Here is a 25,719-nt window from a genome sequence, read left to right as displayed (position 1 = left end):
AATACTAATAAACATAAAAAGCCTAACCAAGATCCATAAAAAAACGCCCATATTTGATGGGCATTTTTTTATAACTAATTGTTTATTAATTGGCTTTCATATCATTAACCGATTGCAACATAATGCGGCTTTCACGCTGGAACTGCGGCGCAAAGTCCCCAAACCACTTAGCAACGGTTTGAAACTGCTTAATGAACTCGTCCCTATCGCCACGCTTTAGTAGCTCTAATGCGTCACGGTAGTTATCCAAATAATCGCCGATGGCATGCTGGCTATCCTGCTGGGCAAAAATAATATCGGCGTAAAGTTCTGGGCTTTGGGCAAATAAGCGCCCGACCATGGCTAATTCCAAGCGGTAAATCGGCGAACTAAATTGCAGTAAAGTGTCGATATCCGCCTCTTCCTTACACAGATTCAAACCGTATACAAAGGTCGAGAAATGCCGCATTGCCTGCACTAACTGCATCGCACTATCGTGGCGCTCGGGCTCTGCTTCGACAATCCGCGCCCCCCAAATGGCAATTTGCTCGAGCAACCATTGGTATTTATCAGGCTCACGTCCGTGACACACCACGACCACTTGTTTGGCTAGGCTCCCAACATCGGGGCCAAACATAGGGTGAAATCCCACCACAGGGCCTTTATGGGCCTCAAGCATAGCGTTAACTGGCTCAGTTTTAATGGACGTTAAGTCGGCTAAAATACAATCCTTGGGTAACTGGGTTAGCTTTTCACGAATAAGCTCACAGGTGATGGCAATAGGGACAGTGACTAGCACCAATCCCGCCTCGGCAAATAAGCTATCCGCCTGCTGCCAGTCGTCTTTATCAAGAATATTAACTTGATAGCCCGACAGCTTTAGCATCTGTTGGAATAGACCGCCAAGCTGACCTTTGCCGCCAACAATCACCACAGATCCTAAATCTTTTTTGACTTGCTTAAAGCCAACATCTTTTTCATTGAGATAAGACTCACGCATCAAGCGGCGTAGAATATCCTCAATGAGCTGTGGTGCTATGCCCATCGCATTGGCTTCTTCACGACGTTTAGCCAACATAGCTGCTTCCCGCTGCGGCGCATAAATAGGCAATCCCGCGGCATGTTTTACCGTGCCCACCTGTGCGACTAAATCCAATCGTTTACGCAGTAAATGCAATAATTGCTGATCGACACCATCGATAAGTCCACGAAGGTTTTCTAAATCGGCCGTTGTTTTTTCATTCATACTTTAAGTCCATTAAGCACTTAGGCATTTGCCACTTTCAAGGTATTAAAACGTGTAGGGAGTATCGAAGATAACTTCGATGCACCTTGGCGTAAAACGGTTTCGGTTTTTTCCCAATTAATACAGGAATCCGTCACAGAAACGCCGTATGCCAACTCGCTTAATGGCTTATCACAGCTCTGATTACCTTCATTTAAATGGCTCTCTAACATCACCCCGATAATGGACTTATTGCCATGGTAGATCTGGGTAAAAACATCCTCACACACTGGAATTTGCCGCGCATAATCCTTAGAGGAATTACCATGACTACAATCGATAATAAGACGAGCATTGAGTTTTGCTTTGTGAAGCTGTGCCTCACACTCGGCCACGCTGGCGGCATCGTAGTTTGGTGTTGCGCCACCACGTAAAATCACATGGCCATCGGGATTACCCGCCGTTTGCAGCAGCGCAACCTGCCCCTGTTGGTTAATCCCCATAAACCTATGGCTGCTGGCCGCCGATTTAAGGGCATTAATAGCCACATCGAGCTTACCATCTGTGCCATTTTTAAAGCCGACTGGCATAGACAGGCCAGACGCCATTTCCCTATGGGTTTGCGATTCCGTGGTGCGGGCGCCAATCGCCGACCAAGTCACTAGCTCGGAAATATACTGAGGGCTGATAGGATCGAGCGCTTCGGTGGCGACCGGCAGCTCAAGCTCGGCCAGCCAAATCATCAGCTCACGGGCCAGTTTCAAGCCTTTTTCGACATCGAAGGATTCGTCCATATCGGGGTCGTTGATCATGCCCTTCCAGCCCACTGTGGTACGCGGCTTTTCAAAGTACACTCGCATTAAGATATAAAACTCATCGCTGAGTTCATCGTGCAACTTTTTAAGCTTTAAGGCGTATTCCTTAGCCGCAGTGATATCGTGGATAGAACAAGGGCCAGAGACAATCAGCACACGGTTATCGCGTTTATGGACGATATCGGCGACGGTTTTGCGGGCATTGAGGATATAACGATAGGCATGCTCGGAGAGTGGCAGTGCGTTTTTAAGCTCCTGCGGTGTGATTAAGATCTTCTCTGAACTAATGTGTACGTTATTAATCGTATCCTGCTGCATGCTTACCACCTGAGGCTGAGTGTTATACCCTGTTTTAAAGCTCATCTTTAAAGGTTTGGGTGTGAGTGTATTCGTAAAAATGATGACATCATCAATGTAATTTTGTAACGTTACACCATTACAATGAAGCGTCACTATGCCTGCAAATGATTTGAAGATCAAGGAGAAGTGTTAACAATAATACCTGAGTAGTCTGAAAATGCAGGAACTGACGACAAATGGCTTGAAAAACAGCAACAAAAAACCGCCACTAGGGCGGTTTTCTGTGCGAACACTACGTCTTGTTTTCTGTAGCGGGTACTATTACTTAGTAGCCAGCTTCTCACGGATACGTGCAGATTTACCTGAACGATCACGTAAGTAGTACAGTTTGGCGCGACGAACGCGACCACGACGCTTAACTTCAATGCTAGCGATCAGCGGGCTGTGCGTTTGGAATGCACGCTCAACACCTTCGCCATTAGAGATTTTACGTACTGTGAATGCAGAGTGCAGACCACGGTTACGCTTAGCAATTACAACGCCTTCGAAAGCCTGTAAACGCTCTTTGTCACCTTCTTTAACACGAACCTGAACTACTACTGTATCACCAGCACCAAACGCAGGTACGTCTTGTTTCATTTGCTCATCGTTGAGCATTTTAATGATGTTGTTCATAACTTACTCCGTTCTAGAATTAACTGAGCTACGACTAAGCATGCTTGTCCATTGCTTCAACGAACTGCGCTAAAAGAGTCGTTTGTTCGTCAGTCAGAGCTAGATTTTCAAATAATTCTGGTCGTCTTAGAAAAGTCCTACCAAGGCTTTGCTGTAAACGCCAGAGTCTAATTTGTTCGTGGTTGCCACTTAGCAGCACTGCTGGCACATCGAGTCCATCTAGGCTTTCAGGGCGAGTGTAATGAGGACAATCCAGTAGGCCGTCGGAGAAAGAATCTTGCTCCGCCGAGGCTTGTTTTCCTAGCACGCCAGGAACCAATCTCGATACTGCATCTATGAGTGTCATTGCTGGTAATTCACCGCCCGAGAGCACGTAATCACCAATTGACCACTCCTCATCCACCTCGGTTTGAATAATCCGTTCATCAATACCTTCGTATCGACCACAGACCAAAATCAACCGTGATGATTGCGCCAACTCAGAAACGCCTTGCTGATCCAGCTTACGTCCTTGAGGTGACAAGTAAATCACCTTCGCACCTTCACCCGCTGCAGCTCTCGCCGCATGAATGGCATCGCGTAAGGGTTGCACCATCATCAACATACCGGGACCACCGCCGTAAGGCCTGTCATCCACAGTACTGTGTCTATCATGGGTGAAATCACGGGGATTCCACGTGTGCAACTCAAGCAGGCCGTTTTTCACGGCTCGACCCGTAACACCAAAGTCTGTCACGGCACGGAACATCTCTGGGAACAGGGTTATTACCCCTAACCACATCTGTTGTACCTCGACTTAGAAGTCAGGATCCCAATCCACTAAAATCTGTTTACCTTGCAGATCCACCGTTTTGATGAACTGCTCAGGGACAAAGGGGATCATACGTTCCACTTTGCCGAAACTATCTTTAGCGTTGGCCTTAACTAAAAGCACATCGTTCGACCCTGTTTCCACGATCTGATCGACAATGCCCATGTTGTAACCCGTTGTATTGACCACTTCACAACCGATGAGATCACGCCAATAAAATTCATCTTCTGGCAATGCTTGCATCTGCTGCGGCAGGATTGCAATCTCACAATTTGTGAGCATTTGCGCTCTCTCCCGCGTGTCGACACCTTCAAGCTCGGCAACAACGGCCTTGCCTTGGTATCGCCACTGAGTGACCTTTACTTCACGCCATTCACCATTTTCTTTAATAAGCCAAGGTGAATAATCAAAGATACCTTCAACAGAATCGGTATAGGCGGTGATTCTCAGCCAACCTTTAATGCCATGACAGGAGCCTAATTTCCCCAGTACGACTGGCTGTTGGTTACTGCTCATCAATCTATACCTTAACGCTATTAAGCAGCTGCTTTACGAGCGTCTTTGATCAATTTTGCTACGCGATCAGTTGTCGCAGCGCCGTTAGAAACCCAGTGCTCAACGCGAGCTAGGTCTAAACGTAAAGTTTCTTCTTGGCCACGGGCCAATGGGTTGAAGAAACCAACACGCTCAATGAAACGACCGTCACGAGCGTTACGGCTGTCAGCAACAACGATGTTGTAAAATGGACGCTTTTTAGCGCCGCCACGAGCTAAACGAATGGTAACCATGCGTTTTCAATCCTCTAATGATTTGCTTGAAGCAAAAATAAAAACTGGAACCCCGTGTTCGCGAAGAGTCCCAGATAGAAAGCCGGAAGATTTTACCTGACTTTTCAACGAATGCAACCAAATCTGGCGATTATTAAACCTGCCACCCTAGTGCGCTCGTCGGTCTAAGCTGGATCAACCGACTGATAAAACATTAACTTTGGACAAAATAGTTGAAATTAACGCCCGGGAAATTTCATCCCGCCCGGCATCATGCCACGCATTCCGCGCATCATTTTTTGCATGCCGCCCTTGGCCGACATTTTTTTCATCATCTTTTGCATCTGGGTAAACTGTTTCAATAAACGGTTTACGTCTTGGATTTGCGTGCCAGAACCCGCGGCGATACGGCGTTTACGTGAGCCTTTGATTAAATCCGGATTTTTACGCTCTTTGGCCGTCATAGAGTTGATGATAGCTTCCATTTGGCCCGTCATCTTGCCGTCTTGAATTTGCGCTAGGGCCTCTGGCGGCAATTGACCGACACCGGGCAGCTTTTCCAGCATATTCATCATGCCGCCCATGTTTTTCATTTGCTGTAACTGTTCACGGAAATCTTCTAAATCGAAACTGCCGCCCTGCTTCACTTTAGAAGCCAGCTTCATCGCCTTTTCTTTATCGACGCCGCGCTCAACTTCTTCGATAAGCGATAACACATCGCCCATGCCCAAAATACGAGAGGCGATACGATCGGGGTGGAATGGCTCTAGGGCATCGGTCTTTTCACCCACACCGAGGAATTTAATCGGCTTACCTGTGATATGGCGAATTGATAATGCCGCACCGCCGCGGGCATCACCGTCAACCTTAGTTAAGATGACACCAGTTAAGGGCAAGGCTTCATTAAAGGCTTTGGCGGTATTGGCCGCATCTTGCCCCGTCATCGCATCGACAACAAAGAGGGTTTCGATAGGTTTAACCGCAGCATGTAGCGCCTTGATTTCATCCATCATGGCTTCATCGACGTGCAGACGGCCTGCGGTATCGAGGATCACTACATCGATAAATTTAAGTTTTGCGTGGGCAATGGCCGCTTTCGCAATATCTATGGGTTTTTGACTCACATCCGATGGGAAGAACTCCACATCGACTTCACTCGCTAGGGTCTCAAGCTGTTTGATTGCCGCTGGACGATAAACGTCGGCGCTGACCACCAATACGGATTTCTTATGGCGAGTACGCAGTAATTTACCTAATTTGGCAACACTGGTGGTTTTACCCGCACCTTGCAGACCCGCCATCATAATCACGGCGGGTGGCTGAATCGCTAAATCTAAGGCTTCATTCGCCTCGCCCATAGATTTTTCAAGTTCGCTTTGAACTATCTTAATAAAGGCTTGGCCTGGGCTTAGGCTTTTCGCCACTTCTTGGCCAACGGCGCGCTCTTTAACATTGTTAACGAACTCACGCACTACAGGCAGGGCAACATCGGCCTCCAGCAGTGCCATACGCACTTCGCGCAGGGTTTCCTTAACGTTTTCTTCAGTTAAGCGACCACGGCCACTGATGTTTTTCAGCGTGCGTGACAGTCTGTCGGTTAGATTCTCAAACATTATCCTGCTCTATACCTTTAAGGATCTCGATTAATGGACTGTATTATAACGATGCGGGCGCATTATGCTACTGCCACACTCATCTTGCGGGCACTTAAGCATTTTGCTTGCACTGGCTCATGTTTTACCGCTAGGCGTGAACTATTTACACCTAACAATAAGAATCTGCTAAATTTTGCAACTCATGTCACTGCCCATTTATCGACAGCTCATGTTATTCTAAGGAAAATATTGATCTGTATGCCCCGTTTTCAAGGCACCTTTAACAACACGAATAGGTTAATTATCCATGGTCATTTTTTCCGCCTCAGCCATGTTTTTTTACTGCATTGCATTGGTATTAGTGACAAGCCGACTGTTCCATCCTGAGGGGCCTAATCGCCGAGCCGTTGCGGGTGTTGCGGCGATTGCCGTTATTTTGCATGCTGCAGCGCTATCCCAAGCGATATTTACCACCGACGGACAAAACTTCAGCCTGACCAATGTTATTTCATTAGTGAACTGGATTATCGCCTTCACCTTTACTGTGATGATGTTCAGGCTAAAAGTGATTGTCGTTGTGCCCGTAGTTTATGCCTGCTCTGTGCTATCCGTAGCACTACTCTGGTTATTACCGCCCAAGTTTATTATCCACTTTGAACTCTATCCTGAAGTATTAGCCCATGTTGTATTGTCGCTTATGGCCTACAGTGCGCTGATGATTGCGGCGCTATATGCCATTCAGCTGGCGATGATCCAGAATAAGCTTAAGAAAAAACAGCTGATGTTAAGCCCGAGTATTCCGCCACTGATGACGGTTGAAAAGCAGCTATATCACCTTGTGATCATTGGCGTTATCTTGCTGAGTTTATCCCTCGCCACTGGCTTTATTTTCCTCGATGATATGTTCGCCGATGGCAAAGGCCACAAGGCAATTCTGTCGATTATGGCTTGGTTTGTGTACATCACTATGCTGTGGCAGCAATATTCCGTAGGCTGCAAAATCCGCACCGCCGTTATTTACACTTTATCGGGTGCAACCCTGCTCTCACTGGCTTATTTTGGCGCGCGTATTGTTAAAGAGTTAATCCTCAGCTAATAATGTTAAGCCAGCGATATGCTGAATGCCTTCGCTGGCTTGACACTCCTTTGAAATATCGGTATTTACTTAAGTTTGCTGGCTAATTTGGGATCGACTTTTTGGACGCTATATCGACAAGCGCACTCCTCATTTTTTTACTAGTGCTCATTCTATTCTCAGCCTACTTTTCAGGCTCAGAAACCGCCATGATGACCCTCAACCGCTACCGTCTTAGGCATTTAGCATCCAATGGGCATAAAGGCGCAATACGGGCATTAAAACTGTTAGAACGCCCTGACCGCTTAATCGGTTTAATCCTTATCGGTAATAACTTAGTCAATATTTTAGCCTCTGCCATAGCAACTATTATTGGTATGCGACTCTGGGGGGACTTAGGCGTTGCTATCGCCACTGGTGTGCTTACTTTAGTCGTATTAGTTTTTGCAGAAGTCACCCCAAAAACCATTGCCGCATTAAATCCAGAACGTATCGCCTTTCCATCCAGCTTCCTGCTTATTGTGCTGTCGACAGTATTTGCCTACGTTGTTACCAGCGTGAACCTCATCACCACGGGCATACTGCGTTTATTTGGTATCAAAACCATCAGCAGTAGTGATGCCTTGAGCCAAGAAGAACTTCGCACCGTGGTCCATGAAGCGGGCGCCTTGATCCCCCAGCGACATCAAGAAATGTTGCTGTCGATTTTAGATCTCGAGAAAGTCACAGTTGAAGATATTATGGTGACGCGTTCGGATATTTACGCCATTAACGTTAATGATGAATTTAAAGTCATTAACCGCCAGGTTATCCAAAGCCCACACACCCGAGTATTGGTCTACCGCGACACCATTGACGATGCGGTTGGCTTTATCCATTTACGGGATGCCCTGCGCCTACAATCTAAGAAACAATTCAGTAAATCCTCCCTATTACGCGCCGTAAAGGAGCTGTATTTTATTCCCGAAGGCACGCCGTTAAACGTGCAATTAGCGAATTTTCAGCATAATAAAGAGCGGATAGGCCTAGTGGTGGATGAATATGGCGATATTCAGGGGCTAGTTACCTTAGAAGACATTTTAGAAGAAATTGTTGGCGATTTTACCACCTCTATGATTGCGACCCCGAGCGAAGATATTACCGTCCAGCAGGATGGTAGCTACTTGATCGATGCCAGCATCACCATCCGAGATCTCAATAAAGAAATGAAGTGGAATTTTCCAACGGACGGCCCTAAAACGCTCAATGGATTAATTTTGGAATATTTAGAAGAGATCCCCTCGGAAAACACCAGTTTGCGCCTCGCGGGTTACCCCTTAGAGGTAATTGAAGTAGCTGATAATATGGTCAAAACGGTAAGATTGATCCCGCAGCATTATCACCCGCCACGTTCATAAACCACAGATTACCTATATAAAAAATCGGCTGAACCAATAGATTCAGCCGATTTTGCTCTCCCCCGAGAAATCTAGATCTTTTTTTGCGCCTCGATAGCGCGACGTTTGGCTATCGCCAGAGGAGTGATTTCCTCATTCAGCGACTTTTCCAAACCCAGCATAAAATACACTTCGGCCATTAAAAAAAACGGTCCGATAAGCAATTGATTTAAGTCATCCACAAAGGCAGGCTTAGCTTTCTCATATCGATGGCCTATAAGCTGAAAAACCCAACCCAAAATAAAAATGCCCAACGCCAGCCAAATTGGATTAGCCGAGTGTGATACCAGTTCAGTGGTATAGAGCACGGGAATTAAAAAGAGGGTTAGCCCAATAGCCAACTTTAGATGTAAGCGGACATAATACAGCAGCACAAGGACACCTAAGATCAGTCCTAAACTGGTTTCTCCTAAGCTTCCAAGTGGCACTCTAACGGTCGCCAATAACAAAAATGCCGACCAAATAATTAATGGAATACCAATAAAGTGCGTTTGAATATTTCGATGATTTAGATGCACACTTTTATAGGTTGATAACTGCTCTACGGCGGATTTCATTTGGGGCTCCTCGATTATTGTCCCTGCATTATGCTCATCCGCGCCACTCTCACATAGGATTACAATACCTAAATTTAAGTGGTCGCTGATGCAATAAGCTAACGCAAAATATCCCCACTGAACAGAGAAAGTAAATAAAATGTTGCAAATGCAAAAGAAAACAGGGAACCGCGGGTTCCCTGTTTAATCAGTCAATACTGAAGTCAGCTTATAAGGACTCGATGATCACAGTCGCTATCGCGTAGGATTTTTCATCGGCAATAGAAATATGCCCGACCTTTGCATTAAGCTGCTCTAGTCGAGCAAGCGCGCCCCCGGTAAAGCCTATTGTCGGCGCACCGTTATCATCATTACCAATATGAATATGCTGAAAAGAGACCCCACGGCCTATGCCCGTTCCCAGCGCCTTTGCGGCGGCCTCTTTCGCGGCAAAGCGTTTAGCCAGATATCGACCGGGTTGACTATGGGCGCCATAGAGGGCAAATTCAGCCTCTGTGAGCACTCGTTTAGCCAACCTATCGCCCGCGCGTTTAACCTGGGTTTCTATACGTTCAATTTCAACGATATCTGTGCCTAAACCAACAATGGCCATTATTCGCCCCGGCGCCCTTCAAGCATTAGGGTTTTCATATCTTTAACGGCAGTAGCTAAACCATCGATCGCCGCACGGGCAACGATAGCATGGCCAATATTGAGCTCATATAACTCGGGAATGGCTGCAATAGGCTTAACATTGTGATAGTGCAAACCATGGCCAGCATTGACGATAAGCCCTTTGCCATGGGCATATTTTGCCATCTCGCTAATTCTGGCTAATTCACGGGCTTCATCCGCTTCTGTTTTTGCATCGGCATAGCAACCCGTATGGATTTCGATCACAGGTGCGCCAGAGGCGACCGCTGCATCGATTTGGGTCTTATCCGCATCGATAAATAAAGAGACTTGAATACCATTAGCGGCTAAACGAGTGACTGCTGCAGTGATTTTCTCAAGTTGCCCAGCAACATCTAAGCCGCCTTCTGTGGTAACTTCCTGACGTTTTTCAGGCACTAAACAAACATAAGTCGGTTTAACTTCACAGGCGATGTTAAGCATTTCTTCGGTGACGGCACATTCGAAGTTCATGCGGGTTTTTAAGGTTTTTGCCAATAAATACACATCGCGGTCGATAATATGGCGTCTATCTTCACGCAAATGGATGGTAATACCGTCGGCACCCGCATGTTCTGCAACGGCCGCTGCATGGACAGGATCGGGGTAATTAGTGCCACGCGCCTGACGTAGGGTCGCAATATGGTCGATATTTACGCCCAATAAGATACGGCTCATCGGGAACTCCTTTATTTTAATAAGGCTAGAATTAACACTGAAATTGCGCCCCATTGTACTGACACCCAGATGAAAAAACACTGAGACGCTCACTAAAAACAACTATTCGAGGGAATTATTCCCAACGTACTTTGACATTAAGGCACTCTGAAACAATTGCCGACTGAGCAAAGGTTTAGTGCCAAGCAGAGGTTGTAGCATAGAACGCATCAACCGCTTTGCACTTAAAAAATGCTCCTCCACCAATTGATTATCATTAAGTGCCGTTAGCATGGCCCCTTGATAGGCATTGCGAGCACGGGAATTCAGCACAAATTGAAAGCCTAACTCGGGAATGAGTTGGTAGTAATCTTCGGGGACAAGCGCCTCACCTTGGGTGTCGCGACTCAGAGAAGGCATAGCCCCTAACTCCCGCAGCAATGCGAGTTCAACATAACGCAGCTGGGATTGACAAAAATCTGCGGCGAGACCGACTAAGGCGCGGTGATAAATCAGGAATAACGCTTCGGCATTGTGCTGCACAGACAAGGTTCGCATCAGCAACTCATTGATATACATCCCTGCATATAGACTGTGGCCACTAAGTGGAACAGCTGGGGCCGCCGCTTCAATTTGTGTTAAGGTTTTTAATTCAGACTTGCCGCTAAATTCGAAGATCAGCGGTTGAAAGGGCTGGAGAATACTCTTGATAGAGCGCTTACCGCTGCCTATTCTGGCAACCGCATCGACGCGTCCAATGCCGTCAACCAACAGGTTAACTAAGGCACTGGACTCTCGGTATGGACGATGATGTAGAACATAACCCCGTTTCATCGATAAGCATGCTCAAATGACAAAAATTAATCGTCACCGTAACCTAAGCTACGTAGGGCGCGTTCATCATCGGCCCAGCCAGATTTCACTTTCACCCACACTTCGAGGAACACTTTGTTATCAAACAAGGTTTCCATGTCTAAACGGGCTTGGGTCGCGATGGTACGAATACGCTCGCCCTTGCTGCCGATCACCATACGTTTTTGACCTTCGCGCTCGACGAGGATCAGGGCGTTAATTTGGTAAACGCCGTTTTCCATCATCTTAAACTGCTCGATTTCAACCGTGGCATCGTAGGGCAGCTCGTCCCCAAGAAAACGCATCAGTTTTTCACGGACAATTTCCGAGGCCATAAACCGCTGTGAACGGTCGGTCACATAATCTTCGGGGAAGAAGAACGGGTTCTCCGGCAGGGAGTCAGCCGCTAATTCCAAAATCCGCTTCACGTTAGTGCCTTTACTGGCTGAAATCGGCAGAATTTCATCGAAAGGATACTTCTTCGCCACTTCTTCCAAATAGGGAAAAAGGGCTTCTTTATCTTTGATATTGTCGACTTTATTGATAGCTAAAATGGTTTTACGCTCTTCACCGCCGCGGCGTAATTTACTTAATACCATTTCATCATCGGCGGTCCAAGTCATACCATCGACAACAAAAATCACCATAGCCACATCGGCGAGTGAACTGGCCGCAGCACGGTTCATCAAACGGTTGATGGCACGTTGTTCTTCAATATGCAGCCCCGGCGTATCGATAAACACGATTTGCTTAGGGCCATCGGTATGAATACCCATAATACGGTGACGGGTCGTTTGTGGTTTTTTAGAGGTGATACTCACCTTTTGCCCGAGCAAACGATTTAATAGGGTCGATTTACCCACATTCGGACGGCCGATAATGGCCACCATACCGCAGTAGGTCACATCATAGTGGGCCGACGGCGTTGGCGCGGCCGCATTCATCCTTGCCAGTAATTCGTCTAAGCTAGGTTCATTGCTCACATTAGCGGCATCGACAGCTGGCAAGTCTGTTTTTTTGGTCATTTCTTCAGTAACTCCAATACTTGGGCCGCGGCGATCTGTTCGGCTTTGCGGCGTGAACTCGCCACCCCGATTACGCTTTGGCTCAAGTCTTCAATACGGCATTCAACGGTGAATGTCTGGTCGTGGGCATCGCCTTCTATATTGATTACTTGGTAATCCGGTAGTGGCTTTTTTAACCCTTGTAAATATTCTTGCAGCAAGGTTTTAGCATCTTTCTGGCTTACGCCGGGTTGAATTTCTGCTAAACGCTCGGCATACCAGGTCAGCAGCAAATTGCGGCAGACCTCTAGATCTGAATCGAGATAAATCGCACCTATAATGGCTTCTACCGCATCGGCCAGAATGGACTCACGGCGAAATCCACCACTTTTTAATTCACCTGGACCGAGATATAAATAATCGCCGAGCTTAAACGCTTGGGCGATAAGCGTTAGGGTGTCGCCACGCACTAAGGTGGCACGCATCCGGCTTAAATCGCCTTCGGTCGCCTTCGGAAACTGGTGATAAAGTGCATCGGATATCACGATAGATAAAATCGAATCACCTAAAAACTCTAGACGTTCGTTGTGTTTATTTGCCGCACTTCTATGGGTCAAGGCCTGGGTTAATAACTCAATATTCTTGAATTCATAACCTAAGGTACGACACAAACGAGGCAAATTTTTAATCGGTTCCATGCTATTTTATTCCACCTACACGCTCAAAACGCACTCCACTTGGTAACCAAGTTGGTAGGAAATCGGCGGGTGCGCGGTCAAATTCAAAACTTATCCAAATCGCGACCGCTTTACCCACCAAGTTTTCTTCAGGGACAAAGCCCCAGAAACGACTGTCGGTACTGTTATCGCGGTTATCCCCCATGGCAAAGTAATGGCCTTCTGGCACGAGGAACTCGCCTGCGGGTAAGTTGGCTTCACGCTTAAAGTAACCCAACATATCAGGGCGGCTTGGGTTGATTAAAATATCGTGGCCCACTTCGCCCAATTGCTCGGTATAACGTAATAATGGCACCCCGTCTTGGCTAAAATCGCCACGGCTAATCTCGGTACGTGCTACCACTTCCGCTTCTGGGCAATTTGTCTGCTGAGCATCGCAGGCCTTTTGGATCATCAACTGCTTATTACGATAAATCACTCGGTCGCCCGGTAATCCGACAACGCGTTTGATATAGTCAATTTGCGGATTTTCAGGGTATTTAAATACGATCACATCGCCACGTTCAGGTTTACCCGTTTCAACCAGTTTAGTTCGCCATACGGGATCTTTAAGGCCATAACTAAACTTTTCCACCAGAATAAAGTCCCCCACCAACAGGGTTGGCATCATAGAACCCGAGGGGATTTGAAATGGCTCATAAATAAAGGAGCGCAGGATCAAAACAAAGGCAATCACAGGGAAGATAGAATGCGCAGTTTCGACTAGAGTCGACTCACGAATGATTTGGTACTCGGCTTCTTCGGTTAAATTCGCCTGTGATGCCTTTGCCAACGCTAAACTCTCGCGGCGCTTAGGGGCAAACATCAGCACATCGACTAACCAGATAAGCCCTGAAATCAGGGTTACCAGCACTAAAATAATGGAAAAATAGGCTGCCATTGCTTATTGAACTCCTGCCTGGAAATAATTAAAGGTTCTTAACCTAGCGACTATGGTATTTCAACTATCGAGCTTTAGTTAACTTACCGCATTTCATTATAAACACCACAAAATCATGCGATAAGCTAAGTAAAGCGCCGCAATCTGCGGCGCAATAGTGAACTAAATTGTCATGCTGTGACTCAGGATTACTCGTTGAGTTTCAGTACCGCCAAGAATGCCTCCTGCGGCACCTCAACGTTACCCACTTGCTTCATCCGTTTCTTACCCTCTTTTTGTTTATTTAAGAGTTTTTTCTTACGGGAAACGTCGCCGCCGTAACACTTAGCCGTAACGTCTTTACGCAGGGCTTTTACGGTTGAACGGGCAATAATCTGGCTACCAACGGCTGCTTGAATCGCAATATCAAACATTTGGCGCGGGATCAGCTCTTTCATTTTTTCAACTAACGCTAAACCACGGTGACGAATGTTTGATCTGTGGATAACCATCGCGAGGGCATCGACTCGGTCGCCGTTAATCAGGATATCTAAGCGCACCATGTCCGCGGGATCGAAGCGAATAAAGTTATATTCGAGCGAAGCATAACCGCGGCTGGTCGATTTTAAACGGTCGAAGAAATCCATCACCACTTCTGCCATTGGCAGGTGGTAAGTTACGGCGACTTGGTTACCGTGGTAAACCATGTTCACCTGAGTGCCACGTTTTTCAATACAAAGGGTAATCACGTTACCTAAGTATTCTTTTGGCACTAAAATGTTGGCCTCAACAATCGGCTCACGCATTTCTTCGATATTATTAATCGCGGGTAAATCTGATGGGTTATCGACATAGACAACTTCACCGTTAGTCATAACCACTTCATAGACTACCGTCGGTGCCGTAGTGATCAGCTCAAGATTGTATTCACGCTCTAAACGTTCTTGAATGATTTCCATATGGAGCAGGCCTAAATAGCCAATACGGAAACCAAAGCCAAGGGCCGATGAACTTTCAGGTTCGAAGAACAATGAAGCATCGTTCAGGCTGAGTTTGTTTAAAGCATCACGGAAGTTTTCATATTCATCGGTCGAAATCGGGAATACGCCCGCGTAAACCTGCGGTTTCACCTTTTTAAAACCAGGTAAAGGCTTATCAGCGCCATTCTTGGCCAGCGTCAAAGTATCGCCCACTGGCGCGCCGTGGATCTCCTTAATACCGGCGATCACAAAACCTACCTCACCGGTTTTTAGCTCGGCTTTATCGGTTTGCTTTGGCGTGAAAATACCGACGCGATCGGCGGTGTGGTTTTGTCCGGTCGACATCACCTTAAACTTATCGCCTTTCTTCAGGCTACCGTGTTTAATGCGCACCAAGGACACTACGCCTAAATAGCTATCAAACCAAGAATCGATGATTAAGGCTTGCAGCGGCGCATCCGGATCACCCTCTGGTGGAGGGATTTGTGCAACGATCACTTCTAACACATCATCGACACCGACACCGGTTTTAGCGGAACAACGCACGGCATTCATCGCATCGATACCGACAATATCTTCAATTTCGGCGGCAACACGCTCAGGGTCGGCTTGCGGTAAGTCGATCTTGTTTAAGATAGGTACCACATCCAGATTCATATCCAGTGCGGTATAACAGTTTGCCAGAGTCTGAGCTTCTACGCCCTGACCCGCATCCACCACCAGCAATGCGCCTTCGCAGGCCGCTAATGAACGTGACACTTCATAGGAAAAGTCGACGTGGCCAGGGGTATCAATAAAGTTGAGTTGATAGACTTGGCCATCTTTAGCCTTGTAGTCTAGGGTGACACTTTGTGCCTTAATCGTGATACCACGCTCACGCTCAAGATCCATAGAATCGAGCACTTGAGCATCCATTTCACGGTCGGTTAAACCGCCACAAACCTGAATAAGACGATCTGATAGCGTCGATTTACCATGGTCGATATGGGCAATAATTGAGAAGTTTCTAATGTGTTTCATTATGCTGCAATGACTAATACTGAAAATGGATACGGTTCAAAGGAGCGAAATTGTACCTGATTGCGGTTTCAATACCAATCAGATTCACTCCTAGTTACATTTATGCCACCCAAAGGCATGAAAGTCTCAAATTAACTTTCTATCTTAAACGGCTAATAGACTGAAACTAATCGGTTAATTTACCTAAACTGACGCCCATACCTAAATAAGCCAAAATCACAGGCTTTGCATCCACTTCGAGCCGTTTAGCCCTCTGTTTTCCAAACCACCAGGCCAACAAAGTGCCAAGGGCGGCAAAAGCCATAGCACTCAGATCAGGATTCAATTGGATAATGTGAGCGACAAATTGCCCTAAAACGGCCCCGGCAAACAAGCCTAACAAAGGCAATAGGTAGACCAAGGCGGCCGCTTTTAGAATAACGCTCTCGGGAAGACCTAACTTCAGAAGCTCACCGGGCTCGCAGGGGCGCTCGCTTTGAATGGAGAATTGTTGGGTTTTGGCTGAAAAAGCCTGCGCCACGGCAGAAGTACCGCAGGACTCACTACTACTGCAACTCTTACAGGTACTTTTAAGCTCAACTTCAACCCTGAGCCAACCCTGATGATCACAGGCAATCACCCTTGCCACTTCTTCCATCATAGTGCTGCGCCCTATTCTAGTCTGAGGCTTTTTGCAATGCGCGAAAGGGTTTCTGTCGGCACTTTACCTACGGCGACCACTTCAGCATTACCCACTTTTTCAGAGACCAGCGATAAACCATTACGGGTGATTAACTCCTCCGGCAATGGGCTCGAACCGGCTCTGGCCACATAAACGGAAATATTGGCGAGCCCATCGGTCAATGCGATATATTCCACCGCTTCATGGCTGCCGATTAAACGGTGATGATCGCGCACAACAACGGTAAACCCTGCTGGTAACCAAGAAAACTGCCAATTTTGACCATCTTGCCGCTCGGCTTGATCGATAACCGCCGGCCATTCTTGTTTGTAGGCTTCCTGTAAAATCGCTGGCGGCTCATGAAGTTCAATCAATTCAATGACCATGATTTGCTCAAGCAGTTGTTTATCTTGAGTCAACATGTCGTATCGCAGCGGCAAATACGTCTCCATATCGAGCCAGATCTGAAAACCATAGCGATACTCATCATTTGGTAACAAGCGGATCATTTGCCCAGGGCGGCCAGCAATACGCGTTCGACCTCCGAGCACGAATTGATAACCGACTTCTAAATCGCTCATTTTAGAGGAAAATGCAGCAGGCCAAACACCTTGAATATGATTGGAAATAATGCTGTATGCCGGTTGGTCGTGTTCGATAAAGGTCACACGATTCCCTACACGTACCGCATTCTTTGGGGGACCATTGAGGTACTCTAAAAAAGCAACCTCTTGTTCATTTACTTTACCGTGAAGATAAACCAAAGGCCGAATATGATCGGCCTGAAGTTGAATAATCGATGCTTTAAACTCTTTCTCTTTTAATGCCTGACTCATTTTATCGAGCCAGACTTTGGCGGGCATATCTTCCTGCGCCATTGCAGGGAACACCAAGGCTAATAAAGCCAACAGGATTAGACGCAAGCTAACTCCTTACTACTGATTGAACGGAACGGGGATAACCTCGGTATTGTCTTCTATAACCGCCCCAGTATTCAATCGTTGTTGCAACATATGATCTTGAATATAAGTATTAATTCGGCGGCGTTGCTCGTTCATTTGATCATTAGTGTAACCTTGGTTTTGTTGCACAGCGCCGGTTTGTAAACTCACAGGAGACGCACTACCCACCAAAGGACGGGTGATCAATACTGGCGATGGAGACGCAACATCATCGGCCGTTTGGTTGTAATTTTGCACGCCGACAATCGCAAACATGGCCACAGTTGCCGCGATAGCGTATTGACCAAACTGTTTAAACAATGGCACAACGCGACTATTGCCAGCATAAACAACTGTGCCTGCATTAACAGCGACTGGTGTCGTTACTGGAGCATCGACTTCAGAAGCCGTCGCTTGAGGAGCGATAATCGCAGGTTCAAGTTCAATTGCAGCGGCAATGCTAGCGGAAAGATCTAACACAATAGTTTGCGGCAACTCACCCCGCATAGCATCACCTATCATGTGATAGTTATGCCATTTATTATGCGAATGCGTATCGGCAACTAATTCTGCCATGGTCTGCGCATCAGTCTCTCCATCGACCGCGGCAGATACCCATTCTTGACCTAATTTATCCATTATTCACCTGTCTAAATATAAGAGTTTTCTTAGTATAAGAACTTAGGCTTCCAGTAAGGGCTGGAGCTTTTTATCGATGGCCTCTCGAGCACGGAAGATACGCGATCTCACGGTTCCAACGGGGCAATCCATCACTATAGCAATATCTTCGTAACTCATACCATCGAGCTCACGCAAGGAGATGGCCATTCGTAATTCTTCAGGCAGTGTTTCTAAGGTATCGAAAATCACTTTTTTGATTTCATCCGATAACATCAGCCGCTCTGGGGAGGCAAACTCCTTTAGCGCATCACTACCTTCATAATACTCGGCATCTTCAGCATCAACATCATTCGCGGGCGCCCTACGCCCCTGTGATACGAGATAATTCTTCGCAGTGTTTACTGCAATACGGTACAACCAGGTATAAAACGCACTTTCTCCGCGAAAGTTTGGCAAAGCCCGATAAGCTTTGATAAACGCTTCCTGTGCCACATCGGTAACGTCGGCTTGGTTACGCACATAGCGCGAAATCAAGCTAATAACTTTACTTTGATATTTAAGCACTAACAGGTTAAAAGCGTTTTTATCTCCCCGTTGCACGCGCTCAACTAATTGTTGATCACTAATTTGTCCACTCATCCGAGCCGACTTCTCCCAAATCTAAAATGCTGATTTCTCAGTCGCTCGAATCATATTCACTTATGTAGACTAGCGTGCTTTGAAAAAGTTCTTAAAATTATACAAAAAAAGTAAGGATAAAAGGAAAGTACCCATATTTCGTCAGTTGGTTTACCATAGATGGCACTCTCAGTCACATCATGATACCCGATGAAACAAGTAGTTGAACACCAATCTGACATATTAGTCATAGGTAGCGGTGCCGCAGGTCTGACACTAGCTTTGCATCTTGCTGAAAAAGCAAACGTAATTCTGCTTTCAAAAGGCCCGCTCTCGGAAGGGTCGACGTACTATGCCCAAGGCGGAATAGCCTCCGTCTTCGATGAAAGTGACACTATCGAATCCCATGTGGCCGATACTTTAGTCGCGGGAGCGGGTTTATGCGATAAAGAAGTCGTGACTTTTACCGCAGAAAACGCAAAAAGTGCCATGCAATGGCTTATCGAATGTGGCGTCGCCTTCGATAAAGAAGAAACCAACGATGGCAATGCTAAGGATGCGCCCTACCATCTCACCCGTGAAGGTGGCCATAGTCATAGGCGTATTTTGCATGCCGCCGATGCGACGGGCAAAGAAGTGCAAACGACGCTGCAAGAACGCGCGCTAGCCCACCCCAACATTAAAGTGTTGGAACGCTATAACGCCATCGATCTTATTACCACCCGTAAGCTTAACCGCCCAGGAAACCGAGTGTTAGGCGCTTACGTGTGGAATCGCAACGAAGAACACGTTGAAACCGTTAAGGCCAAATTTGTCGCCTTAGCCACGGGCGGTAGTTCTAAAGTTTACCAATATACTTCAAATCCCGATGTCGCCAGCGGCGATGGTATAGCCATGGCCTGGCGCGCAGGTTGCCGTGTTGCCAATATGGAATTCAACCAATTCCATCCGACGTGTTTGTACCATGCCGATGCGCGTAACTTTTTGCTGACCGAAGCGCTGCGTGGTGAAGGGGCTTATTTACGTCGCCCAGACGGTAGCCGTTTTATGCCAGACTTTGATGAGCGCGCAGAGTTAGCTCCTCGCGATATTGTGGCTCGGGCCATCGATTATGAGATGAAGCGTCTCGGTGCCGACTGTGTTTATTTGGATATTAGCCATAAAGATAGCGACTTTATCATCAAGCATTTCCCGACGATTTACAGTCGCTGCTTAGAATTAGGCATAGATATCACTCAAGGTCCTATCCCTGTCGTCCCCGCAGCCCACTATACCTGTGGCGGCGTAATGACAGACTTGCATGGCCAAACGGATCTCAATGGACTCTATGCCATTGGTGAAGTTGCCTATACCGGCCTTCATGGCGCCAATCGTCTGGCGAGTAATTCCCTACTCGAATGTCTGGTATTTGCCCGCGCCGCCTCACAGGATATTGAGAGTCAATTGCATAAAATCGCTCTACCTGGACAAATTCCACCTTGGGATGAGAGTAAAGTATCAAATTCGGATGAAGAGGTTGTGATCGCCCATAACTGGCACGAACTGCGGCTATTTATGTGGGATTATGTCGGCATTGTGCGCTCGGATAAGCGTCTCGAACGAGCTCTGCGCCGCTGTTTAATGCTTCAGCAGGAAATCCAAGAGTATTACAGCAACTTCAAGGTCAGCAATAACCTGCTCGAACTGCGTAATCTAGTGCAAGTGGCTGAACTCATCATTCGCTGCGCGATGGAGCGTAAGGAAAGCCGTGGATTGCATTACAACATTGATCATCCAAGTAAACTAGACTCACCACTGCCTACCATTTTACAGCCAGAGAAATAAATCACCTCTACATTTTGCAGGCTAAATTTCAGTACGAGATTTAGCCTGCAATGTTTTAGCATTGAGCAGCAAGCGACATAAATGCCGATAATCGGCATCGGTAAACATATCGGCCCAAAGCGGTAATAACCGCGGTTTAGTATCGATATCAAGATACATCAAACATACAAACGGGGTCACCCAAGTGCGCCGCAAAACCTGAAAATGCTCCCCACTAGCAAGCCGCCCCTCGCCATTTCGATTGAGTACAAAACTGAATTGCCAATCTTTAAGTCGCCAAAGTTGATACAGCAAAAAACACACAATCAGCGAAATAACCGCCAATTTTAATAGAAAAACGCCAAAGGATTCTGTTTGGGGCCAAGCGAGCAAGGATGATAGGCAAATAGACATAAAAACGACCAACGAGAGTCGTTGGTCGAAGGAGACTTTAACACTAAAACTATGGTGCCGCTCTTCCACGGACTTTAACTACCATACGAGCTAGCTCAGCGTCTGGGCAGGTTTCATGGCCCATAAACCACGCAAATAATTCCGGATCTTCACACTCGAGTAAGCGAATAAACACGGCTTTATCTTCATCGGACAACTCTTGATAAACATGTTCGACGAAGGGTTGAAACAGTACGTCTAGCTCCAGCATCCCGCGGCGACATGCCCAACGCACCCGTGCAATGTTCATTAATTCCAAGGTTTTTCTCCCAATACAAATTTGGCCTTAGTCTACCAGTTCATTCACTAGGGTGTCGATTGAGGACTAGTGTAAGAGCCCAAATTAGCATTGCTGCACTTGAGCATCGAGACCCGCAAACAAATCACTGAAATCCGTTTCTAATAATCGTTTTACTGCCGGATGTTGGATCATTCGCTCGGCAAACATCACATGGTATTCCTCTTTCACATCGAGGGTTTCACCGAGTAAATGCATTCCATGGGAGATCACCTCCTGGCGATAGATAGAAGGCGTCACAAAAATACCCCGCTTCAGGTATCCAAATGCCTTCATCATTGCCGCGTCATCAAACTCACCTAAGATACTCACATTGAGATTTTGCTCATCAAACCAACGATATAACTGTTGACCTAGGGAAGTTCTACGTCCAGGGATCAGTAATTGAGCTTGTTCTAAACAAGCAGGGAAATCTGTACTATAGGTATCGGCCGAGAAAAAACTCACGCCACATTCACCTAACTTCTTCGAGAGGATTTCAGGGTATTTTAAAGACTCGCCAGCACAATCTGAGAGGATCATATCTAACTTATGTTCACGCAGACGTGCCATTAAACTCTCGTGTGTCGCTTCATAACAAGCCAAATGCATTGAGCCATCATTCGGGACAACGGTCAATAAAACACGACTAACCAAGGCCTTAGATAAAGCATCGGCAATGCCTACCTCAAACAGAATCGCATCATCTTTTTGATAGTTAAGTAGATCGAGCATCTCGTAGCTAAGACTGAACATTTTATCCGCATAACGAAACACCAACTCCCCTAATTCAGTCGCCTCTAAGGTGCGACCCACTCGCTTAAACAGACTGCCATTTAACCTGTCTTCTAAGGCACGGATCTGCCCTGTTATGGTTTGCGGCGTCAAGCAAAGGGCCTCAGCAGCCTTAGCGACTGAGCCCTTTTTTTTAATCATCCAAAAGTAATACAGATGGTTGTAATTCAAATGCAACATAGCCACTCACCTTTTCTATCACTTATTCCGTATTGCAAAGGTTCACCATACGCTCAGCTATGTGGCCCCTAGTGGCTATTTTAAACGCTGACAATCCAATAGGTTAACAACTATGCCCTGTAATTGCTCTAGATCCGCAGCGGTCCCTGTACTGACGGCTTCTGTGACCCCCAAGACTAACGTATCGCGGTTAGGAATACGACTGGCACAGTAGGTTCGGTTGGCTTCTTGGAAACGCTTGCCACCACGGTATTTAAGCGCTCGAGACTCATAACTGTTAGTTTCGAGTCTTGCGCCTAATGCCTCTGATTTAAACATCAAAGCACCATCGACTATACCTTCAAGGTAGCTCTGGCAGGTCTGTGACGCTACGTCTTTATTGCAAGCATCAATTTGAGAAGCCATCACAGTTGAAGATAAGGTTAAGAGTGCAGTTATTCCTACTAATTTCAACTTTATCATAATCATACTCCTTTTTTAGGTAATACTTTTGATAGCCAGAAATACCCAACCACAGCGGCAAAAATTGACCCAATCAAAGTGCCTAAGCGGGCCAAATCACCGTACATAGGATCCGCTTGCTCGAAGGCTAATGAGGCAATAAACATCGACATAGTAAAACCAATACCGCACATGGCCGCGACCGGCGCAATTTGCTTCCAGCCTATACCGTCGGGTAATTGCGCCAACTTCAATTTGACCGCCACAAAGCTAAACACCATGACCCCAATCGGTTTGCCTAGGATTAACCCTAAGGCAATTCCCACGGGCACCGGCGAGATAAGTGTATCTAAACTCATATTTCCCAATGAAACACCCGCGTTAGCAAAGGCAAATACTGGCAGAATGAGGAAAGTACTCCATGGATGCAGGCTGTGCTCTAGATGTTCTGAGGGCGAGCTGCCATCTTTAGCACGAAGTGGTATACAAAAGGCAATGATGACCCCAGCCAGCGTCGCATGAACCCCAGACTTAAGCACCGCAACCCAAAGAATAAGACCGAATATTCCATATGGCGTCAGTGAGGTCACGCCTTTACGGTTTAAGCCAACAAGGCCCGCAATCGCCAAACTGGCTATCACTAAACTGATGGTCGATAAATCACTGCTGTAAAACAGCGCAATAATCACGATAACGCCTAAGTCATCGATAATGGCCAATGCTAATAGGAAGACTTTTAGCGCCACGGGAACACGGCTTCCCAGTAATGCCATAATCCCGAGTGCGAAGGCGATATCCGTTGCAGCAGGAATAGCCCACCCCGCCTGTGTTACAGGATCGCCATAGTTGAACAACAGATAAATCCCCGCGGGGGCGATCATGCCACCAATTGCAGCAAAGGTTGGTAAGGAAGCTTGCGTAACGCTCGACAGTGCTCCTTCGAGCAACTCGCGTTTAACCTCTAAACCTATCAGTAGGAAAAACAATGCCATTAAGCCATCGTTAATCCAGAGCAATAGGGGTTTATGGATATTGAGCGCGCCTACACGAACCTGAACATCAGTGCCTAAAAACCCTTGGTAAAGCCCTGATAAAGGAGAATTCGCCATCAACATAGCGAGGGCAACGGCAACCAATAGCAGGATGCCCCCCGCCGATTCTTGGCTCAGAAAGTTTCTAATTGCTTTTTCCATCTTGCACTCCATAAAACCATAATGAATTGAGTGTAGATGAATAGTAACAACAAATATAATCGTAAGTTTCGACAAAACACCTCGGCTTTTCCGAGGTGTTAGCCGAAAAAACGTCCACTAAATGGCGACGGGGGCTTTGATATGGGGATGAGGTTCATAGTTGGTCAGTTCAAAATCTTCAAACTGATAGTCAAAAATTGACTCAGGTTTACGCAATATCGTCATGGTCGGCAAGGGTTTGGGCGCACGTGTTAATTGCAGTGCGGTTTGTTCCATATGATTGGAGTACAAATGGGTGTCACCGCCAGTCCATACAAAATCCCCTAAAGCGAGATCGCATTGCTGGGCCACCATCATAGTCAACAGGGCATAACTGGCGATATTGAATGGCAACCCAAGGAACACATCACAGCTGCGCTGATATAGCTGACAGGATAATTTACCCTCGGCAACATAAAACTGGAAAAATGCATGGCAAGGCGCCAGGGCCATTTTATCGAGTTCACCCACATTCCATGCCGATACGATAAGACGGCGTGAATCGGGTTGGGATTTTATCTGTGCAATCACCTGTGAAATTTGATCGATAGCATCGCCACTTTGGGTCGGCCAACTGCGCCACTGCGCCCCATAAACGGGCCCCAAGTCGCCGTTTTCATCGGCCCATTCATCCCAAATACTGACTTTATTTTCACGAAGGTAAGCAATATTGGTATCCCCCTTTAGAAACCAAAGTAGCTCATGGATAATAGAGCGCATATGGCATTTCTTGGTTGTCACTAGGGGAAATCCCTTACTCAAATCGAAACGCATTTGATAGCCAAAGACCGAACGAGTGCCTGTACCTGTGCGATCGGATTTATCCACACCTTCAGCTAAGATGTGCTTCATTAAGTCTAAATACTGTTGCATTACTGCTTACCCTGTGGACGAAAGATTAAATATAAACCGAATAAAATCATTGGCACAGATAGGATCTGTCCCATTGTCATAAAGCCCCAATAGAGCCCCAACTGTGCATCGGGTTGTCTCACAGTTTCCACCAGTACACGGAAAATACCGTAACCGAGTAAGAACATTCCCGACACAGCGCCGACTTTGTTGGTACGTTTGCTAAACCAGTACAAAAGCAAGAATAGAGCAAGGCCTTCGAGCGCAAACTGGTACAACTGCGACGGATGACGTGGCTCAGGTCCACCGCTTGGAAACACTATGGCCCAAGGTACATCCGTCACTCGTCCCCAAAGCTCTCCATTGATAAAATTACCAATACGCCCAGCACCTAAGCCAATTGGCACCACAGGCGCCACCATATCTGCGACGGCAAAGAAAGTACGCTTTTGCTTCCACGCGATATAAATCATGGCCGTAATCACGCCCATCAAACCGCCGTGGAAGGACATGCCACCCTCTGAGATTTTAAATAAATACATAGGGCTAGCGAGAAAATAATCGAAATGATAAAAGAGCACATATCCGACTCTACCGCCTAAAATCACCCCTAGGAATCCATAAAATAACAGATCGGACACTTGTTCACGCGTCCACATTCCCAGGGATCTATCGGCTTGGCGATTGAGTAGCCACATAGCGGCGACAAAACCCACTAGATAGGTAAAACCATACCAACGTAAGGCTGGCTCAAAGGTTTGTCCAAAAAGATCAAAGGGGCCAAATTTAACAATCACGGGGTCGATATTGGGAAAACTCAGCGCCATAACACATCCATTAGCAGCCTCAG

At 46.7% G+C, this 25,719-nt stretch carries 29 protein-coding genes; 3 read left to right on the top strand and 26 right to left on the bottom strand.

The window, feature by feature from the left end; translation table 11 throughout:
* Positions 1–85 precede the first annotated feature (85 nt).
* The 7 genes from tyrA to ffh all read right to left on the bottom strand — a co-directional run bounded on the left by tyrA (position 86) and on the right by ffh (position 6,185).
* Entirely contained in the window at positions 86–1,225 is a 1,140-nt protein-coding gene (gene tyrA / locus JFT56_RS05585) for a bifunctional chorismate mutase/prephenate dehydrogenase (RefSeq protein WP_198782707.1), read from the bottom strand.
* Between the two features lie 20 nt (positions 1,226–1,245).
* Positions 1,246–2,337 carry a 3-deoxy-7-phosphoheptulonate synthase gene (locus JFT56_RS05580; protein WP_198782706.1) on the bottom strand — a complete coding sequence of 364 codons (1,092 nt, stop codon included), beginning with the start codon at positions 2,335–2,337 and terminating at the stop codon, positions 1,246–1,248.
* A 303-nt stretch (positions 2,338–2,640) separates the two neighbouring features.
* Positions 2,641–2,994 carry a 50S ribosomal protein L19 gene (gene rplS, locus JFT56_RS05575; protein WP_006080791.1) on the bottom strand — a complete coding sequence of 118 codons (354 nt, stop codon included), beginning with the start codon at positions 2,992–2,994 and terminating at the stop codon, positions 2,641–2,643.
* A 34-nt stretch (positions 2,995–3,028) separates the two neighbouring features.
* A complete protein-coding gene (gene trmD / locus JFT56_RS05570) occupies positions 3,029–3,775 on the bottom strand; it encodes a tRNA (guanosine(37)-N1)-methyltransferase TrmD (protein ID WP_198782705.1) in 747 nt (248 codons plus the stop codon).
* 15 nt (positions 3,776–3,790) lie between these two features.
* On the bottom strand, positions 3,791–4,321 hold the full coding sequence (gene rimM / locus JFT56_RS05565; RefSeq protein ID WP_198782704.1) for a ribosome maturation factor RimM: 531 nt from the start codon (positions 4,319–4,321) through the stop codon (positions 3,791–3,793).
* 20 nt (positions 4,322–4,341) lie between these two features.
* Positions 4,342–4,593 carry a 30S ribosomal protein S16 gene (gene rpsP, locus JFT56_RS05560; RefSeq protein WP_198782703.1) on the bottom strand — a complete coding sequence of 84 codons (252 nt, stop codon included), beginning with the start codon at positions 4,591–4,593 and terminating at the stop codon, positions 4,342–4,344.
* Positions 4,594–4,811: 218 nt separating this feature from the next.
* The gene (gene ffh / locus JFT56_RS05555) at positions 4,812–6,185 is read right to left on the bottom strand and encodes a signal recognition particle protein (protein WP_198782702.1); all 1,374 of its coding nucleotides are present in this window, start codon (positions 6,183–6,185) and stop codon (positions 4,812–4,814) included.
* 289 nt (positions 6,186–6,474) lie between these two features.
* On the opposite strand from ffh, the gene JFT56_RS05550 reads away from it, so the two are divergent.
* Positions 6,475–7,263 (top strand): cytochrome C assembly family protein, encoded by a 789-nt coding sequence (locus JFT56_RS05550; RefSeq protein ID WP_198782701.1) that lies wholly within the window; start codon positions 6,475–6,477, stop codon positions 7,261–7,263.
* A 101-nt stretch (positions 7,264–7,364) separates the two neighbouring features.
* Complete coding sequence (locus JFT56_RS05545; RefSeq protein ID WP_198782700.1) at positions 7,365–8,639, top strand: HlyC/CorC family transporter; 1,275 nt, start codon at positions 7,365–7,367, stop codon at positions 8,637–8,639.
* 71 nt (positions 8,640–8,710) lie between these two features.
* Here JFT56_RS05545 and JFT56_RS05540 read toward each other — a convergent pair whose 3' ends face one another.
* The 12 genes from JFT56_RS05540 to rpoE form a co-directional block, all read right to left on the bottom strand.
* Positions 8,711–9,235, bottom strand: coding sequence for a DUF962 domain-containing protein (locus tag JFT56_RS05540; RefSeq protein WP_198782699.1), 525 nt, complete (start codon positions 9,233–9,235; stop codon positions 8,711–8,713).
* A 208-nt stretch (positions 9,236–9,443) separates the two neighbouring features.
* Complete coding sequence (acpS, locus tag JFT56_RS05535) at positions 9,444–9,827, bottom strand: holo-ACP synthase (protein WP_198782698.1); 384 nt, start codon at positions 9,825–9,827, stop codon at positions 9,444–9,446.
* On the bottom strand, positions 9,827–10,564 hold the full coding sequence (gene pdxJ, locus JFT56_RS05530; protein WP_198782697.1) for a pyridoxine 5'-phosphate synthase: 738 nt from the start codon (positions 10,562–10,564) through the stop codon (positions 9,827–9,829). Before pdxJ ends, acpS begins: the two co-directional genes overlap by 1 nt.
* A gap of 102 nt (positions 10,565–10,666) precedes the next feature.
* The gene (recO, locus tag JFT56_RS05525; RefSeq protein WP_198782696.1) at positions 10,667–11,377 is read right to left on the bottom strand and encodes a DNA repair protein RecO; all 711 of its coding nucleotides are present in this window, start codon (positions 11,375–11,377) and stop codon (positions 10,667–10,669) included.
* A 26-nt stretch (positions 11,378–11,403) separates the two neighbouring features.
* Positions 11,404–12,420, bottom strand: a complete 1,017-nt coding sequence (gene era, locus JFT56_RS05520) for a GTPase Era (protein WP_198782695.1) — start codon at positions 12,418–12,420, stop codon at positions 11,404–11,406.
* A complete protein-coding gene (gene rnc / locus JFT56_RS05515) occupies positions 12,417–13,097 on the bottom strand; it encodes a ribonuclease III (protein WP_198782694.1) in 681 nt (226 codons plus the stop codon). Before rnc ends, era begins: the two co-directional genes overlap by 4 nt.
* A gap of 1 nt (position 13,098) precedes the next feature.
* Complete coding sequence (gene lepB, locus JFT56_RS05510) at positions 13,099–14,016, bottom strand: signal peptidase I (protein WP_198782693.1); 918 nt, start codon at positions 14,014–14,016, stop codon at positions 13,099–13,101.
* A 188-nt stretch (positions 14,017–14,204) separates the two neighbouring features.
* The gene (gene lepA, locus JFT56_RS05505) at positions 14,205–15,995 is read right to left on the bottom strand and encodes a translation elongation factor 4 (RefSeq protein WP_007649889.1); all 1,791 of its coding nucleotides are present in this window, start codon (positions 15,993–15,995) and stop codon (positions 14,205–14,207) included.
* Between the two features lie 166 nt (positions 15,996–16,161).
* Positions 16,162–16,635: a SoxR reducing system RseC family protein gene (locus JFT56_RS05500; protein WP_198782692.1), complete on the bottom strand. Its 474-nt coding sequence runs from the start codon at positions 16,633–16,635 to the stop codon at positions 16,162–16,164.
* Positions 16,636–16,646: 11 nt separating this feature from the next.
* Complete coding sequence (locus tag JFT56_RS05495; RefSeq protein WP_198782691.1) at positions 16,647–17,579, bottom strand: MucB/RseB C-terminal domain-containing protein; 933 nt, start codon at positions 17,577–17,579, stop codon at positions 16,647–16,649.
* A 12-nt stretch (positions 17,580–17,591) separates the two neighbouring features.
* Positions 17,592–18,236 carry a sigma-E factor negative regulatory protein gene (locus JFT56_RS05490; protein ID WP_198782690.1) on the bottom strand — a complete coding sequence of 215 codons (645 nt, stop codon included), beginning with the start codon at positions 18,234–18,236 and terminating at the stop codon, positions 17,592–17,594.
* 42 nt (positions 18,237–18,278) lie between these two features.
* Positions 18,279–18,857 carry an RNA polymerase sigma factor RpoE gene (gene rpoE, locus JFT56_RS05485; RefSeq protein ID WP_198782689.1) on the bottom strand — a complete coding sequence of 193 codons (579 nt, stop codon included), beginning with the start codon at positions 18,855–18,857 and terminating at the stop codon, positions 18,279–18,281.
* A gap of 189 nt (positions 18,858–19,046) precedes the next feature.
* On the opposite strand from rpoE, the gene nadB reads away from it, so the two are divergent.
* A complete protein-coding gene (gene nadB, locus JFT56_RS05480; protein ID WP_198782688.1) occupies positions 19,047–20,660 on the top strand; it encodes an L-aspartate oxidase in 1,614 nt (537 codons plus the stop codon).
* A gap of 21 nt (positions 20,661–20,681) precedes the next feature.
* Here nadB and JFT56_RS05475 read toward each other — a convergent pair whose 3' ends face one another.
* The 7 genes from JFT56_RS05475 to lgt form a co-directional block, all read right to left on the bottom strand.
* Positions 20,682–21,122 carry a protein YgfX gene (locus tag JFT56_RS05475; protein WP_198782687.1) on the bottom strand — a complete coding sequence of 147 codons (441 nt, stop codon included), beginning with the start codon at positions 21,120–21,122 and terminating at the stop codon, positions 20,682–20,684.
* A complete protein-coding gene (locus tag JFT56_RS05470; protein WP_198782686.1) occupies positions 21,103–21,351 on the bottom strand; it encodes a succinate dehydrogenase assembly factor 2 in 249 nt (82 codons plus the stop codon). The genes JFT56_RS05475 and JFT56_RS05470 overlap by 20 nt, the downstream gene beginning before the upstream one ends.
* An 84-nt stretch (positions 21,352–21,435) precedes the next feature.
* Entirely contained in the window at positions 21,436–22,344 is a 909-nt protein-coding gene (nhaR, locus tag JFT56_RS05465; RefSeq protein ID WP_198782685.1) for a transcriptional activator NhaR, read from the bottom strand.
* Between the two features lie 75 nt (positions 22,345–22,419).
* Positions 22,420–22,806 carry a hypothetical protein gene (locus tag JFT56_RS05460; RefSeq protein ID WP_198782684.1) on the bottom strand — a complete coding sequence of 129 codons (387 nt, stop codon included), beginning with the start codon at positions 22,804–22,806 and terminating at the stop codon, positions 22,420–22,422.
* Positions 22,807–22,808: 2 nt separating this feature from the next.
* Positions 22,809–23,978, bottom strand: a complete 1,170-nt coding sequence (nhaA, locus tag JFT56_RS05455) for a Na+/H+ antiporter NhaA (RefSeq protein WP_198782683.1) — start codon at positions 23,976–23,978, stop codon at positions 22,809–22,811.
* A gap of 117 nt (positions 23,979–24,095) precedes the next feature.
* Positions 24,096–24,890 carry a thymidylate synthase gene (gene thyA / locus JFT56_RS05450; RefSeq protein WP_198782682.1) on the bottom strand — a complete coding sequence of 265 codons (795 nt, stop codon included), beginning with the start codon at positions 24,888–24,890 and terminating at the stop codon, positions 24,096–24,098.
* On the bottom strand, positions 24,890–25,696 hold the full coding sequence (gene lgt, locus JFT56_RS05445; RefSeq protein ID WP_198782681.1) for a prolipoprotein diacylglyceryl transferase: 807 nt from the start codon (positions 25,694–25,696) through the stop codon (positions 24,890–24,892). The genes thyA and lgt overlap by 1 nt, the downstream gene beginning before the upstream one ends.
* Positions 25,697–25,719: the final 23 nt, after the last annotated feature.

The sequence above is a fragment of the Shewanella putrefaciens genome (assembly GCF_016406305.1).
Lineage (GTDB): Bacteria > Pseudomonadota > Gammaproteobacteria > Enterobacterales > Shewanellaceae > Shewanella > Shewanella putrefaciens_C.
This window is presented reverse-complemented; position numbering and strand designations above follow the sequence as displayed.

Excerpts from the sequence above, each read along its gene's own strand:
- JFT56_RS05550 (WP_198782701.1), top strand. The coding sequence starts at position 6,475 with ATGGTCATTTTTTCCGCCTCAGCCATGTTTTTTTACTGCATTGCATTG.
- JFT56_RS05580 (WP_198782706.1), bottom strand. The coding sequence starts at position 2,337 with ATGCAGCAGGATACGATTAATAACGTACACATTAGTTCAGAGAAGATC.
- recO (WP_198782696.1), bottom strand. The coding sequence starts at position 11,377 with ATGAAACGGGGTTATGTTCTACATCATCGTCCATACCGAGAGTCCAGT.
- lgt (WP_198782681.1), bottom strand. The coding sequence starts at position 25,696 with ATGGCGCTGAGTTTTCCCAATATCGACCCCGTGATTGTTAAATTTGGC.
- trmD (WP_198782705.1), bottom strand. The coding sequence starts at position 3,775 with ATGTGGTTAGGGGTAATAACCCTGTTCCCAGAGATGTTCCGTGCCGTG.
- lepA (WP_007649889.1), bottom strand. The coding sequence starts at position 15,995 with ATGAAACACATTAGAAACTTCTCAATTATTGCCCATATCGACCATGGT.
- rpoE (WP_198782689.1), bottom strand. The coding sequence starts at position 18,857 with ATGAGTGGACAAATTAGTGATCAACAATTAGTTGAGCGCGTGCAACGG.
- ffh (WP_198782702.1), bottom strand. The coding sequence starts at position 6,185 with ATGTTTGAGAATCTAACCGACAGACTGTCACGCACGCTGAAAAACATC.
- tyrA (WP_198782707.1), bottom strand. The coding sequence starts at position 1,225 with ATGAATGAAAAAACAACGGCCGATTTAGAAAACCTTCGTGGACTTATC.
- JFT56_RS05540 (WP_198782699.1), bottom strand. The coding sequence starts at position 9,235 with ATGAAATCCGCCGTAGAGCAGTTATCAACCTATAAAAGTGTGCATCTA.
- rimM (WP_198782704.1), bottom strand. The coding sequence starts at position 4,321 with ATGAGCAGTAACCAACAGCCAGTCGTACTGGGGAAATTAGGCTCCTGT.
- rnc (WP_198782694.1), bottom strand. The coding sequence starts at position 13,097 with ATGGAACCGATTAAAAATTTGCCTCGTTTGTGTCGTACCTTAGGTTAT.
- JFT56_RS05460 (WP_198782684.1), bottom strand. The coding sequence starts at position 22,806 with ATGATAAAGTTGAAATTAGTAGGAATAACTGCACTCTTAACCTTATCT.
- nhaR (WP_198782685.1), bottom strand. The coding sequence starts at position 22,344 with ATGTTGCATTTGAATTACAACCATCTGTATTACTTTTGGATGATTAAA.
- rplS (WP_006080791.1), bottom strand. The coding sequence starts at position 2,994 with ATGAACAACATCATTAAAATGCTCAACGATGAGCAAATGAAACAAGAC.
- nhaA (WP_198782683.1), bottom strand. The coding sequence starts at position 23,978 with ATGGAAAAAGCAATTAGAAACTTTCTGAGCCAAGAATCGGCGGGGGGC.
- lepB (WP_198782693.1), bottom strand. The coding sequence starts at position 14,016 with ATGGCAGCCTATTTTTCCATTATTTTAGTGCTGGTAACCCTGATTTCA.
- JFT56_RS05500 (WP_198782692.1), bottom strand. The coding sequence starts at position 16,635 with ATGATGGAAGAAGTGGCAAGGGTGATTGCCTGTGATCATCAGGGTTGG.
- JFT56_RS05490 (WP_198782690.1), bottom strand. The coding sequence starts at position 18,236 with ATGGATAAATTAGGTCAAGAATGGGTATCTGCCGCGGTCGATGGAGAG.
- pdxJ (WP_198782697.1), bottom strand. The coding sequence starts at position 10,564 with ATGAGCCGTATCTTATTGGGCGTAAATATCGACCATATTGCGACCCTA.
- thyA (WP_198782682.1), bottom strand. The coding sequence starts at position 24,890 with ATGCAACAGTATTTAGACTTAATGAAGCACATCTTAGCTGAAGGTGTG.
- acpS (WP_198782698.1), bottom strand. The coding sequence starts at position 9,827 with ATGGCCATTGTTGGTTTAGGCACAGATATCGTTGAAATTGAACGTATA.
- rpsP (WP_198782703.1), bottom strand. The coding sequence starts at position 4,593 with ATGGTTACCATTCGTTTAGCTCGTGGCGGCGCTAAAAAGCGTCCATTT.
- nadB (WP_198782688.1), top strand. The coding sequence starts at position 19,047 with ATGAAACAAGTAGTTGAACACCAATCTGACATATTAGTCATAGGTAGC.
- era (WP_198782695.1), bottom strand. The coding sequence starts at position 12,420 with ATGACCAAAAAAACAGACTTGCCAGCTGTCGATGCCGCTAATGTGAGC.